Origin of the sequence: Photobacterium atrarenae (assembly GCF_024380015.1) — a bacterium.
Lineage (GTDB): Bacteria > Pseudomonadota > Gammaproteobacteria > Enterobacterales > Vibrionaceae > Photobacterium > Photobacterium atrarenae.
In genome coordinates this window covers 1,784,561-1,797,628 of record NZ_CP101508.1, presented here as the reverse complement: position 1 = coordinate 1,797,628, position 13,068 = coordinate 1,784,561, and the positions used below count along the sequence as shown (strand labels likewise).

The 13,068-nt window shown below is 49.3% G+C and carries 17 protein-coding genes; 3 read left to right on the top strand and 14 right to left on the bottom strand.

The features are described from left to right. Positions 1 to 16: 16 nt before the first annotated feature. The 7 genes from NNL38_RS08565 to sbcB all read right to left on the bottom strand — a co-directional run bounded on the left by NNL38_RS08565 (position 17) and on the right by sbcB (position 6,640). Entirely contained in the window at positions 17 to 982 is a 966-nt protein-coding gene (locus tag NNL38_RS08565; RefSeq protein ID WP_255387643.1) for a TAXI family TRAP transporter solute-binding subunit, read from the bottom strand. Positions 983 to 1,134: 152 nt separating this feature from the next. Then, positions 1,135 to 2,034, bottom strand: coding sequence for a DMT family transporter (locus NNL38_RS08560; RefSeq protein ID WP_255387642.1), 900 nt, complete (start codon positions 2,032 to 2,034; stop codon positions 1,135 to 1,137). Between the two features lie 134 nt (positions 2,035 to 2,168). After that, a complete protein-coding gene (gene cdd, locus NNL38_RS08555; protein ID WP_255387641.1) occupies positions 2,169 to 3,056 on the bottom strand; it encodes a cytidine deaminase in 888 nt (295 codons plus the stop codon). A gap of 218 nt (positions 3,057 to 3,274) precedes the next feature. Further along, positions 3,275 to 3,955: a CidB/LrgB family autolysis modulator gene (locus NNL38_RS08550; protein ID WP_255387640.1), complete on the bottom strand. Its 681-nt coding sequence runs from the start codon at positions 3,953 to 3,955 to the stop codon at positions 3,275 to 3,277. Continuing rightward, the gene (locus tag NNL38_RS08545) at positions 3,952 to 4,293 is read right to left on the bottom strand and encodes a CidA/LrgA family protein (protein WP_255387639.1); all 342 of its coding nucleotides are present in this window, start codon (positions 4,291 to 4,293) and stop codon (positions 3,952 to 3,954) included. The genes NNL38_RS08550 and NNL38_RS08545 overlap by 4 nt, the downstream gene beginning before the upstream one ends. Positions 4,294 to 4,377: 84 nt before the next feature. After that, positions 4,378 to 4,899, bottom strand: coding sequence for a winged helix-turn-helix domain-containing protein (locus NNL38_RS08540; RefSeq protein WP_255387638.1), 522 nt, complete (start codon positions 4,897 to 4,899; stop codon positions 4,378 to 4,380). A 319-nt stretch (positions 4,900 to 5,218) separates the two neighbouring features. Next, positions 5,219 to 6,640, bottom strand: a complete 1,422-nt coding sequence (gene sbcB, locus NNL38_RS08535; RefSeq protein WP_255387637.1) for an exodeoxyribonuclease I — start codon at positions 6,638 to 6,640, stop codon at positions 5,219 to 5,221. A 211-nt stretch (positions 6,641 to 6,851) separates the two neighbouring features. Here sbcB and NNL38_RS08530 point away from each other — a divergent pair, with 211 nt between their 5' ends. From NNL38_RS08530 to NNL38_RS08520, 3 genes are all read left to right on the top strand, one after another. Beyond that, positions 6,852 to 8,018 carry a tyrosine-type recombinase/integrase gene (locus NNL38_RS08530; protein WP_255387636.1) on the top strand — a complete coding sequence of 389 codons (1,167 nt, stop codon included), beginning with the start codon at positions 6,852 to 6,854 and terminating at the stop codon, positions 8,016 to 8,018. 579 nt (positions 8,019 to 8,597) lie between these two features. Then, positions 8,598 to 8,819, top strand: a complete 222-nt coding sequence (locus tag NNL38_RS08525; RefSeq protein ID WP_255387635.1) for a hypothetical protein — start codon at positions 8,598 to 8,600, stop codon at positions 8,817 to 8,819. A gap of 5 nt (positions 8,820 to 8,824) precedes the next feature. Continuing rightward, entirely contained in the window at positions 8,825 to 9,673 is an 849-nt protein-coding gene (locus tag NNL38_RS08520) for an LPO_1073/Vpar_1526 family protein (protein WP_255387634.1), read from the top strand. 342 nt (positions 9,674 to 10,015) lie between these two features. On the opposite strand, the gene NNL38_RS08515 is transcribed toward NNL38_RS08520, so the two are convergent. The 7 genes from NNL38_RS08515 to NNL38_RS08485 form a co-directional block, all read right to left on the bottom strand. Next, positions 10,016 to 10,336 carry a helix-turn-helix transcriptional regulator gene (locus NNL38_RS08515; RefSeq protein ID WP_255387633.1) on the bottom strand — a complete coding sequence of 107 codons (321 nt, stop codon included), beginning with the start codon at positions 10,334 to 10,336 and terminating at the stop codon, positions 10,016 to 10,018. Continuing rightward, positions 10,329 to 10,532: a hypothetical protein gene (locus NNL38_RS08510; RefSeq protein WP_255387632.1), complete on the bottom strand. Its 204-nt coding sequence runs from the start codon at positions 10,530 to 10,532 to the stop codon at positions 10,329 to 10,331. Before NNL38_RS08510 ends, NNL38_RS08515 begins: the two co-directional genes overlap by 8 nt. Before the next feature lie 47 nt (positions 10,533 to 10,579). Beyond that, a complete protein-coding gene (locus NNL38_RS08505; protein WP_255387631.1) occupies positions 10,580 to 10,843 on the bottom strand; it encodes a hypothetical protein in 264 nt (87 codons plus the stop codon). A gap of 14 nt (positions 10,844 to 10,857) precedes the next feature. After that, positions 10,858 to 11,247: a hypothetical protein gene (locus NNL38_RS08500; RefSeq protein WP_255387630.1), complete on the bottom strand. Its 390-nt coding sequence runs from the start codon at positions 11,245 to 11,247 to the stop codon at positions 10,858 to 10,860. 193 nt (positions 11,248 to 11,440) lie between these two features. After that, positions 11,441 to 11,761, bottom strand: coding sequence for a hypothetical protein (locus NNL38_RS08495; RefSeq protein WP_255387629.1), 321 nt, complete (start codon positions 11,759 to 11,761; stop codon positions 11,441 to 11,443). A gap of 162 nt (positions 11,762 to 11,923) precedes the next feature. After that, complete coding sequence (locus NNL38_RS08490; RefSeq protein WP_255387628.1) at positions 11,924 to 12,277, bottom strand: hypothetical protein; 354 nt, start codon at positions 12,275 to 12,277, stop codon at positions 11,924 to 11,926. Positions 12,278 to 12,340: 63 nt separating this feature from the next. Beyond that, positions 12,341 to 13,030, bottom strand: a complete 690-nt coding sequence (locus tag NNL38_RS08485) for a hypothetical protein (RefSeq protein WP_255387627.1) — start codon at positions 13,028 to 13,030, stop codon at positions 12,341 to 12,343. Positions 13,031 to 13,068: the final 38 nt, after the last annotated feature.

Here is a 13,068-nt window from a genome sequence, read left to right as displayed (position 1 = left end):
TCCAGGTCGCGGCAATTTAGTTGCTTTCAATTTCCTGGAAATATTTTTTGGCACCGTCGTGCAACGGGGCTGCCAGCCCGTTGTGCATCATCATCTTTGGATCCAGATTCGTCAGTGCCGGGTGCAGCTTGCGGAATGTGTCGAAGTGCTCAAACACGGATTTGACGACCTGGTAAATCACCTCGTCCTTCATGCGGGCAGAGGTGACCAGGGTGGCATGGATCCCGAAGGTGTTGACTGTTTCGGGGGTTCCCCGGTACATCCCGCCCGGAATACTGGCTGGTTGGTAAAACTCATTTTCCTCGATCAGCTTGTTTACCACCGGACCGGTTACCGGAATGATCACGCTATTACATGCCGTGGTTGCTTCTTTGATGGTATTGTTTGGATGACCGGCGGTAAACACCATGGCATCGATTTTATTTTCACACAGCGCTCGGGACTGCTCTGCGGCATTGAGCTCAGTCAGCTTGGCAAAATTCTTCTTCGACCAGCCCATGGCTTTCATCAGTACTTCCATTGTAGCGCGCTGCCCGGAGCCCGGGTTACCGATATTCACCCGCTTTCCTTTCAGGTCGGCAAACGTCTTGATCCCGGCATCGGCGCGAGCCACCACGGTAAACGGCTCTGCATAGATAGAAAATACAGTCCGCAGGGACTTGAACGGGCCTTGGTCAGTAAACGCACTGGTGCCGAGATAAGCATGGTACTGCCAGTCGGATTGGGCGATCCCCAGTTCTAAATCATTTTCCCGAATGGCGTTGAGGTTATAGATAGAACCGTCTGTGCTTTCGACGGCGCAGCGAATGCCATGTTGTTCGCGTTGAATATTGATCAAGCGGCAAATCGCGCCGCCGGCAGGGTAGTAGACACCGGTGACGCCACCGGTCCCGATAGTGATGAATGTCTCGGCGTGCGCCGGGGATAGCAAGGCGGTGATCAACGCCGCCAACAACCAGGAAAAGAAGCCGGGCAATTTCATATCGTCCTCTGTAAGCAGCACAAGGAAGCCGGGGTTGAATCAAAAGTATATACCGAACTTGATTTCAGCAGCTGGGATTGGTGTGGCGAACGGCTGTTCGGAGCGCGGATACAAAAATCCCCGCAGGGCGGGGATTGAAGGGAAGGCTTGCGTTATGCCGGCTGGCGCTTGATTGTGGCGGCGCGCTTGTTTTCCCATTGGGTGATAAAGGCCACCGACAGAATGATAATCGCTGCGCCTAGCCACAGCCGACCCGGCGGTACCCAGCCAAAGACCACCCAGCCGGCCAGGACGTTGAGTGGCAGTTTGGCGTGGTCAAAGGGCTGAACAAAGGAGGCATCGGCGACTGCATAGGCTTTCGCGATCGCCCATTGGGCCAGGGCCGTCAGCAAGCCTGCGCCCAGCAACAGGAGCCAGGTCAGCCCGCCGCTGGGCAGGGTGAAGTCCGGGACGGCCAGGAACAGGTTAAACGGCGTGATCAGCAGCAGCAGGTAGACCACGATGGTGGTCGGGGAGTCGTGCGATGACATCCGTTTCACCATCAGGGAGTAACAGGCCCAGAAAAAAGCCGCGCCGACCGGCAGTAAAGAAGCCCAGTTAAATGCATCGGACCACGGCTCTAAGATAATCATGGCGCCGCAGAATCCGGTCAGGGTTGCAGCCCAGCGTGCCGGGCCGACGTTTTCTTTCAGGAACAAGCCGGAGCCGACGGTTGCAAACAGCGGTGAGGTCATCAGCAGCGCGATCCCCTGCCAGATCGGCACCGGATAAGCCAGTGCCCACAGCCAGAGCTGGATCCCGATGACCGACAGGAATACGCGCAGGCAATGCATGCCAAAATGCTTGGTCTGTAATGCACGGCGCAACCCGAGGCTATGCAGCCAGGGAAAAATCGCCACCAGGGCAATGAAATACTGGATCAGCGCAACAGTCGTGGACGGCAACTGCAGCATGACACTCAAATACTGCGCCATGCTGTTGACCATTGCAAAGGCAAGCCCTGCGCCGAGCATCCAACTGGCGCCCTGAAGCGGGTTGTGTTGATGTGACATGAAATTATGATGAGTCGATAGTAAATAAATCTATCGGCATCATAACCCCGGTGGCGGGATGTTGAAACTAATTTGTAAAGAAAAACCGCCAGTTGGCGGTTTTTTTGATGTGAATAGTGACTATCCGGCAGCGATTATGCAGCGACGTAGCTCAGCGGAATATCCGGATTCAACGCTTCTAGAGTATTTTGCGTGTCTGCCAGATAACTGATGGCACTGTCCGATTTTTCGACCAGTGCGGCTTCAACAATCTCTACAAACGGGTAACCGGCCATATTCATATTGATCAGTGCGACTTGCAGCGGCGGCAGGCTCGGGTTGAATGCAGCATTTTCTGCATACATACCGGTGAAAATGCGGCCGTCTTTGGCTTTCAACGCAACGCCGCCGAAGCTTCGGGAGTAAGGCGCGTGAGAGCGGTTGGCTGCCTGGCAGGCGTCATTAATCAGGGCTTCGGTTGCCTCGGTTGTCATCCCGTGGTTGACCTGGGTCATGAGCGCTTCAGTAATGTTCAGATCGGCCGGGCCGAACGACTCCGGTAAATATTCTTGTAATGTTTTTGCTTCACGCTCAGGGAGTTGAATAATCAGTTCCTGCGCGGTCGTCAGTTCATTCATGAACTGGCGGCAGTGGCCACAAGGGCTGTAGTTGATCGTGATATCGGTAATGCCGGTTTCACCTTTGACCCAAGCGTGGCTGATCGCAGATTGCTCGGCATGAACCGTTTGGGATAAGCCTGTGCCAAGGAATTCCATGTTGGCGCCGAAGTAGAGACGACCGGATTGACCCCGGACAATTGCTCCGACGAAGAAATTAGAAATAGGAGCAACAGAATAAGCAGCGGCAATAGGGAGGAGTGCGACGCGAAGTTCGCTGTCTGACAATTGGGTTTGTTCAAGCAGTTGTTGGAACGTTGCTGGACTCAAGGTTGCATCAAAGTCTGGTTGTTCCAAAACAGGTTGTAGCGCAGTTGCCAGTTCTGCCGGTAATGTGCTTAAAGCATCCATTACTTTCCTATGCATGAGTTTGTCACTCCGTCTTGTGTATGGAGAAACATTGTAGACCTGGCTTTATGAAATAAGAGTGATCTATGTCACATATAGATTATGCTCGTTTCACTTATTACATAATTGAGAGTGGTGTCACACAGGTTTGAATTTTTATACTCATATTTTTCAATAAGTTAAACATGTATTCGATTGCCTGCACAACGCCACCCTGTTGTCTCATTTATCACCCGTTAATGGAACAGGCTCAGGATCAGCGGGTAAACGAGCGGTGCCAGCAGCGAGGTCATCACGCCGCAAATCACCAGGGCGAGCGAGCCGAACGCGCCTTCCTGATGATTTTCTTCCGCCGCCTTGGCGGTCCCCAGCGCATGGGAAACGGTGCCGATGGTCAGCCCTCGCGCCATGGTGGATTCTATCCGCAGCAGCTTAAACAGCGGATAGCCGAGGATTGCGCCAAACAGCCCCGCGATAATCACCATCACTGCTGCAATCGACGGCATGCCGCCGAGCTGATCAGACACGGCCATGGCGATCGGTATGGTGACGGATTTCGGCAAGATACTGGCAGCCAGTTGTCCGTCCATCCCGAGTGCCAGGGCAATTGATGTGCCGAAAATCATCGATAGGACACTGCCTGCCAGACAAGCCGACAGGATGGTTTTCCATTTCTGCTTAATTTGACCTAATTGTTCATAGAGCGGGAAGGCCAGCGCCACAACCGCAGGTTCAAGCAGGGCATTGAGCCATTTGTTCTGTTCAAAATACGTGGTGTAAGGCACCTGGAACCATATCAGTAAGGGAATGATGACCAGCAGGCAGATTAGAACCGGATTGATCACCGGGTGTTGGATTTTCTTGGAAAGGAATCGTGCACAATAAAAAACGATTAAGGTTGTCGCCAGCCAGATCATTGTTTTTCCTTCTTATCAACAGCAATGCCCAGAATAAGGAAGACAATCAGGCTGCTGCCGAGGGTACTGAGCAGAATAGGAAGCGTATTCTCAGCGATTAAATCAAGGTAATTCACCAGGCCAACCGCAACGGGTACAAACAGCAGCGCCATGTGGCGGATCATCAAGTGGCAGCTTTCTTTGGCCCAGTGGGACGGAATGATGCCAGTCGAGAGGATGAAAAACAGGATGAGCATGCCAATGATGCTGCCGGGGATTGCCAGGTGCGTGAGGTGCTGGATTGCTTTGCCGGCGAATAAGCAAACCAGGATGATTGCAAAGGAACGAAGATAAGCCATGAGCCTTAATACCGGAGTGGGAAGACTCAATTATCATACAAAAATTCTGTGACTCAGGCCACACTTAAAGCGCGTATTGGCAACTTAGTAGTTCGAGAAAAACACAATCGCAACCCCAGCGGCAGCCAGCAAGAAGACAGAGATTTTGTGCATCAAACTGTACTTCACAATATGCTCGGTAGCTGATTCCAGTTTGGGAGCCGGTTTGGCCTCATCAGTCAGCCTGGGCTGTTTATCAAAGGTGTGGATATGGCGGCAGGTTTTGTTCGGCATCGGCACTCGAAATCCGAAATGGGGCAGTACTTCGATTGGAATCGCCACGGTGCCGTTATGCTCCAGTTTTTTCGATAGGGCCAGCAACAAGGTATTGAGGTCAAAATGACCGTGACTTTCATCTTCATACGGATCGAGCTGGATAAAGGTTTTATCAAACAACGACTGAGCGCTGATCACTTCGCCGGCAAAATAACACAAGGTTTCAAGCAAGCGGGATTCATGCAGGGTGAGTTTGGTTTCGGTACTATCTTTCCAAACCAGTAACCGTAAGTCGGGCTCAAAATCTACGTGCTCAAAACGGTAGCAACGTGTTAATGCTTTCGTCGTCATATCAGCCACTTATACTCCAATAGATACAGCTTAGACTTCAGCCGTTCTCATGTAATTCAGGTGGGCGAGTCTATGAGAGCGTGAGAAAGTCAATCGATTGAGACTCAGACGGCCAGGCGGAATGAGCTCGCTGAACAAATACCTACGTATTAAGTTTTGTCTGCAACATCCTGAAGTTCAATCTGCGGAATTGAGATAATGACGGAATAAAAAGCCCCCCGGCTGATATTCCCGGAGGGCTTGGGCTATTTTTGCTTGTATGACCGGGTGTTAGGAAGGATTCAGTGCATCTGAATCCTTGTGTCGGCGTGCCGGAAATCTAGACCAGGCTTTCCGCATATTCATACACAGCCTTGAGAATGGCCATCTTTTTCTCATCAGATTGATGTTCCAGCGCGATTGCTTCCAGATTCTGCATATAGCCCGGCAGGTTGGATTCGAAATAATCCTGGCAGTGGAACTTCCACTGTTGCTGCTCTTTGTAGTCCAGCGACATCGGGAAATTTCTCGCCCGGTAACGGAACAAGAGCGGCTTGATCCGTTTGTCATCCACCTTCAGATCAAGCTTGGTCAGCTCCTCAGGTGAGGTCTCACGGATGATGTTCATCGCAGAGCGATCGGCGGTGGAGAAGAAGCCGTTATACAGGTGGGTGTCGACATTCTCCGACGGTTCAAATTCACGATCGGCACTGAAAATCGCCAGCAGTTTTTCCCGTACTTCCGGGTGCGATTTCAACAGTTGGAGGTGCTTCAGGCACTGCTCACGATCAATGCCGATCCGCTCTGCATCTTCCGCTTTCAGGGTTTTCGCCGGCGCCAGCACAGGACACTTGTTCAGGTGAACCAGCTTGATTGGCACCGGGAGCTCATCCGGTCCAAGATCGCTGTGCTTGGTATAGAGACGCTCGCGTAGGGTATCGGCATCAAGCTCGATCAGCGGGGTCGGATCTTTGGCCAGGTTCACCGTGATCACCGCATTCTTGTTATCTGGGTGCCAGGCCATCGGTACGATCCAGCTGGTATTGCCGCACTCTACCCCGAACATACCCGAGACATGCACCAGCGGGGTCATTTCGGCAATATCAATCAGCTCTTGTAGCTTGCGTTTATGGCGCAGACTGAACAGATAGTTGAACAGCTTGGGTTGGTTCTGTTTCAGCAGCTTCGCCAGCTCAATGGTGGCGTGGACATCGGCCATCGCATCGTGCGCATTGGCGTGTTCAATCCCGTTGGCGACCGACAGATCTTCCAGCTTGAAGCTCGGCAGGCCGTCGTCGTTCTCCGGCCAGTTGATCCCTTCCGGACGCAGCGCATAGCAGGTACGCATAATGTCCAGTAGATCCCAGCGCGAGTTGCCGTTCTGCCAGCTCCAGGCATACGGGTCGAAGAAGTTGCGGTACAGGGTGTAGCGCGTTACCTCATCATCGAAGCGAATGTTGTTGTAGCCGATCACACAGGTATTGGGTTTCGACAGTTCTTCGTGTATGCGGGCAATAAACTCCGGCTCCGGCAAGCCTTTTTCATGGGCTTCCTGCGGCGTGATCCCGGTAATTAAGCACGCCTCAGGCGACGGCAGGTAATCGACCGGCGGCTTACAGTAGATGACCAGCGGCTCACCGATGATGTTGAGATCCATATCCGTCCGCACTCCGGCGAACTGACACGGACGATCAAGAGAAGGGCTGGCACCGAAGGTTTCGTAGTCCAGCCAAAACAGGGTTGGCTCATTTGTATCATTCATAGTGTTTTCCAGAAGTCATCGTATTCATATTAAGTGCTTGTTCTAACAATGACTTTCAAATGCTATACTGTACACCTACACAGTGGTTAATTCCTGCGCAATAACGTTTGGGATTTGCATTTGTGTCCAAATCTGCGTCCAAAAATTTGCGCTGTGTGTCCAAATCGTCTTCCGACAACGGCGTCCATACGTGGACTTTTCAAGGATTTATATGACTATTTTAGACCGGCAACTAAAACTCATTGCCAAGCAAGACACCTACGAGGGTCCGTCTGAAATCAGTGACGGAGAAGGCCTGGTTGCCCGCATTTCACCCACCGCAAATATCACCTTCCAGTATCGCTGCCGGTTCAATGGCAAAAGCCTGAGAATCAAGATCGGTAAGTATCCCGCAACTACCCTGAAGGAGGCAAGGCGGAAGCATAAAATCATGATGGAATTGAGGGAATCCGGCCGAAATCCCGAAATTGCCTTAACCGGTGAACAAGATTTCGTCACCTTCGACGACTGCGTGAATTACTGGCTGAAACACTATGTCCCCACCTTAAAGAAGGGCACCCAGGCGCTCTATCATTCCTTCGCCAAAAACTACTTCCTTGGTACCTTCCCCGACAGAAACGTCGAAACCATCCCCGCCCGTGAATGGATGCAGTGGCTGGACGCCATCAGCGCCGAGAAACCCAAAACCGCCAACTCTATTTTCACCCAGCTCCGCTCATGCCTGAACTTCTGTAAGAGCAAATTCATCATTGAACGCACCGACGTCGATCGCATCAAAAAGCAGAATGTTGGTGCCCGGCCGGAGAACGGTAACCGGGTGCCGACCTGGTCTGAACTCGCTCTCATCTGGCAGGCCATTGAACGCAGCCGCGCCAGCACCGCCAACAAGACCCTTCATCAACTCACCATGCTGTGGGGCAACCGCCTCTCAGAGCTTCGCTTGGCCCGCCGTTCCCACTTCGATATGAAAGCCGGCATCTGGACCGTCCCCAAAGAGCTCAGCAAAACCAACAAGCCGATCCGCCGACCTATCCCCACCAAAGTCCGATCCATCCTTGAGCGCGTCATGGAAACCTACGACGACGTGCTGTTCCCAGGGCAAGACCTTAACACCCCGATCAGCATTTCAGCCGCTAACCGCTATATCCGCCGCGTACGCGCCAGCCTGCCGCTAGAAGCATGGCGTACCCATGACTTCCGCCGATCACTCTCAACCGGCGCTTCAGAGCTTGGTGTAATGCCTCATGTGGTCGAGAAGATGTTAGGGCACGAGCTGGGTGGCGTTCTGGCTGTGTACAACAAGCACGATTGGCTGGAAAAGCAGTTGGAGGGGTATGAGTTGTATTCTAAGAGGTTGTTTAACGAGGTCTATCGCTGATGGTTATCTACAGCCTAAGGACAAGAGTATTCCAATCTCTGTTGAGAAATTAGACAAGGGATGTGGTTTACCCCTTGTCTAGTCATCAAAAGAGAGATTGTTGTGGAGATGCAGGTAACGTAACTCTCAATTGGACATAAACGTGTCAGTGACTTTACTAATTTAGAAAAACATGAATTAGCTCAAGTATGGCAACCCTCTAGTTTGCTGACCAAAATCCATCTTTCCACTACACTTTCAAATTCACTGAAACTACGATAAATCATGGTTTGATCACAATTTCAAACAAAAGTTAAGATCACATTTGGTGACTCATAAATCGCTCAGAAAACGTCACAGACTTTCAGGCCGCTTTAGTAACGTATCGCCTTGGTCAGATATCCGAAATCGCCATTGCGGGCTGCTGAGGGGCTAGAAGGGGCAAAATGCGCATGATCTGATGCATTTAACGTAATGGGCAATTAACGCACCGAATTGTAATCTTCACCTGTAAATGTCTGGTAGCATAGGGGGGAGGATATACGATCTGAGACCGTTGAATATAATGTTATTTTCTACAACAAGTAAACAAGTGAAGTTATGAAAAAGTTTATTCAAATAGTTACTTTAGTCGGTTTAGTTGTATCAGGGTGGTACTCATATAAGAATGATTTTAGTTTTGAGGGTGTTGTGGCCTTTTTATCATTTTTGATTGCATTTGGTTCAACGTTCTTTTTGGGAGTTTCAAACAAAATGAGTCAGACGCTCGGGGATAATTCAAAAGGGTATCAATCTGGGCGTGATATAAATATCAAGGATTAAAACATATGATTGGTAATATGGAACAGAGCACAGGCGACAATTCAAATTCATATCAAGCTAAGCGTGATATAAATATTCATGGCATGGACTATATGAATGTTAAGCAGCTATGTCTCGACTTGATCCATGAAAACTTCCCCAAGCTTCAAGAAAAAGCTATGGAGCAAGTTACTAGCAACGTTATGGCTCTAGCTGAAGAGCTAAAGTTTGAAATAGAAAAGAAAAAGCAACTAATTGATGCTGAGAAGCTTGCTCATCCTGATGTACAGGCATCGGTAAACGAAGCGGTACAAGGCGCGGCGAAGAAAGGGCGGAAGTCAGATCTTAATTTGTTAGCAAGCCTAGTGGCTGCGCGAATAGATAAAGGAAATTCAGATTTACTTGATATCACTATTGAAGCCGCCATAGAAATAACTCCTAAGCTGACAAGAAGTCATTTGCACTTTTTGAGTGTTAAACACTTCATTTCATCAATGACTTTAAAAATACCTAATGTAACATTTTCACATTTAGAACAATTTTCGCGTCCTGTACTCCAAAATTTTGGAACAGAGTGCAACATATCAATACCGAATATTCAGTATTTAGCTGGTGTTGGAGTGTTGGATTATAATCCAATGTTTGGCCATGACCCGCTTGATCGGTATTTGAATGATTACCCAAATCTCGCAAAATCATCAGGTGATTTCAAAGCAGCAGTTAAAGCCCAAGCTCCTAGCCTGAGTGCGCTTTTAGATATATACACAAAACAACGTTTTGATTCAATTAATCTCAATAGTTTTGGTCAAGTGATTGCGTTGACGAATTTAGGAAAAACATTTCCTGGCATCGACCTAAAACATTGGATTAACTAACGAACATAAAGCAATCAAGGTGATGCGTTACACTCGGCGGTTTTGACCCGATTTACCATAACACCCGTTCTATGCACTGCAGGACATTTTAAATTGGGATAAACAACAAACACAAAAGGTCAGTTAGCGGCTGACCTTTTGCTGTGTTTCGCTAAACACCGAGCTAGCCATGACAGCTAGCTCGGTGTTGGACAGAACCAATTTAGGGCAACCTGTCGGATCTAGTCACATGAGGGCACGAAACTGACAGATTGCATTCAGACTGATCCAACTTACGTTAGGTTCTAAAACATTTTTTGGGTAAAGCTCAGATGAAAGCGGCCTTCCGGCCGCTTCCTTCCATCACCGCCCAAACCCGCCAACGTTTTCCTTCCATTCTTCAACTGCTGATCGCAGCCAGCGGAGGGGCATGAGTGTAACCGGGTCCGGGAAGCCGCGGTTCTGGCGCCACTTGTAGATGGTGGCCTTGCTGGTGATGTGGAACATCTCCAACACTTCCTTATGGCTGATCAGTAAAGGCGTTGACTGCTCAGTTGCAGCTGTTAAAGATTGAGGACTCTGGTCCTGTTCTTCCTCAGATTTAAACTGTGACGGTGTCACTGATTTTGGGGTATTTACCTTATACGAGATTTCGACAGTAGGGTAGCAGGCGTAGTTAAACATCGTCGTTCTCCTCATCAACTTCGAACCAGGCGGCATCACCGTCGGCTTCGATGATGCCGGTGGCTGAACAGTCCAGGCACTTGGCCGGATCACCGGAGTACAGCCATTCGTCGTTGCCTCGTTCGGTGGTCACTTCAATTCGGCTGCTGTCGCACTTTTCGCAAGTCAGCCATGTTGGGTGTAGTGTCTTACTCATTGCAATGTTTTCCTGAATTCTGGAATTTACTGGTCAGGTAAATTCGGTTAAAAGTCGAAAGCTTCTTGTGGTCGTTTGTTTCGTCGCGTCGACTTGGATACTGGTGGTTTGTACTTAAATCCAAAGCAACGCTGTTCGGCGATCAGTCCTGCGTGGTTGCAAGCATCTTTGAATGCATCTTTGGTGTTCGCCGATTTCTTCTGATAGAAGTTGACGCCTTGAAGCGCGCAGTACTCCGCGTTCGCTTGGTTGATCCCTTGCTTCATCAGGTGATCGATGATGTTCTTCTTCAAAAAGTCAGTGGGATTCATTCCGTTTCTCCCTGTTAGGTTTCTACTTTTATCGTCCTCACAAAATTTTTAGGCCGGGTGAGTTGGTGCAGTTGCATCCGGTTCAGTGTGTGCCAGCATTGGGTATCGCCTTTGAAGAAACCATCGCAGCCGGTGGGTAGTTCACGACTACACTTTTCGCAGTTGCCGAGCGTTATGCGTAACGCTGGGATAAAACTGTGGAACCGGTTGATCATCGAAGATACGGCTTCGTCTTCAGTCAGCGGCTGGTCGGGTGGGGCGAAAAACTCACAAATCTCCGTCAGCATTTCGTATTCTTTGCTGCTCAGAACAGACGTGATTGTCTTTTGCCCCAGTGCTTTTCGGCGATCCCGCAACGCCTGTTGCCGTTTCCGGCTCTGCTCCTTTTTCTTATCGGTGTTCATCTTGTTCTCTGGTAATTGGTATGACGCTTAGTCATTGAAATTGTCTGACGACTCTCAGTTCTGAAGGCAGAAAACCCAAGCGTGTTACTTCCTGATAAGCTATTGGTTTCACACAATCCAAGAGGACTTATTATGAGTGATACCCGAGAGCACTATGCTGTACGCCTGAGTTTGCATTTAGTTCAGGCTCATCTTAATTACCAGGCTGAATGCCTGGGTGATGTTCTTGCAAAGGAACATGGTTATCCGGTTGATGGTCTTGAGGCCGTTTACTTGTATCTGGTGAATAAGCATGGCTGGACAATTTCTCATTGTCGTTCAATGAATTACGACGATCTTCGCCTTGCTCTTGAAGTAGAGATTGCAAACTATAAACTGCCGAGTGATGCTCGTTTTGGATATAAGAGTCCGGACTATAAGCAGCTTTTAGCCGGAGACGAATTGCCTTAGCTTTCGTTTCAACTGACTGCCAAAACTGTTCGATCTCTTGTGCCGTTTTGATTTGCTGGTTCATGTGAATCTCCTGTTTCGTTGATGGGGGGTGACTGCTGGCAATCACCCTATGGGCTTGTGAGTGGAATAGTGGTCAGCTATACTCAGCTAAGCCTTTGTAATGAAGGCTCATTGCAATGTTAAACCCCGGTTCGGTCTGGTCCCCGAGCTGGGGTTTTTCTGTTCATTCGGGTTTGCAATATGCTTGGCAATACATCAGTGACCATAGGTTTTCCGGTGTTAGTTCCCATTCAATGTCGCCATCTTCACCTAACATCAATTTGGATCCTTCTGCTTCAGACCACTGCACGTCGAAGAAGATATTGTTTGGTTCAAGGTATTCAGGCTTGTTTCTTATCTCTACTGATAAATTGAAAACACCATCATCAAGGCCTAGGTCAGCCATTTCGCAATTGATGTCAAAATATGAAGCGGTATGCCCGAGAACTTCAGCGAAAATAGCTTTTACTTTTTCAAACACATCTTTCTTTACTTCTGGTGTAAGGCCAGCATTGATTTCCCACTGTTCTAAACTCATGGTTTTCTCCTGATTGCAGTTACGGTTTGAAACTTATGCGTGATGGAGCCGGGGTTTTTCTGTTTAATATTCCATAACATCGATGTTGTCTCCGAAAACATCCTTCAGGCCGGAGATTTTGGTGCGGCGGCAGTAGAGCTTGTAGAAGTAGCCGGCTAAGCCCATGGCATGTGTGGCACCGGTGATGCTGCCGCTGATTCGTTGTTCACCTTCGTTGATGTAACCGATGTGATATTGACCTTCGGTCTCACCGTGGTTGTAAAAAGTGATGCGAAGGTTGTCGTCTTCATGCTCAGGGTGTTTGAGCGTCATGTAGATCGCGGTATTGTGTTCCGACCATTCGATTTCAATAACATCATGGCCTTCACTCCGTGCATCGTCTTCCCAACAGCTCTTTACTTCATCCAGCATTTTCTGAGCATTCAGTTCCGCCGGAACTGGGTTGAGCTCATCGTTCAATAGCTTTTCGAGGAGTGGGGCGGCGTGTTGGTTGAGTGCCTGGCCGTATTTTTCCTGAACCAGCTGGGCGACGAAGTGGTTGTACTCGGGGAACGAAACTTCGTGCAAAGAGATCCCGATGGAATCTTCGATGCTCTTGGTGAGTGATTTACCGAAGTCACCATAGCTGCGCATCGCGGATTTGATGGTGTCCTGCATCAGCGATTCCAGCTGTCCTTCGATCATCTTCTCGATGGAGCCGTCGTCAATCATGGCGGTTAGTTTGGTTGTGACGATTTCATTCAGTTCTTTCATGGTCATTCCTTTAAACGGTAGATTTGAGTTCGTCCTTT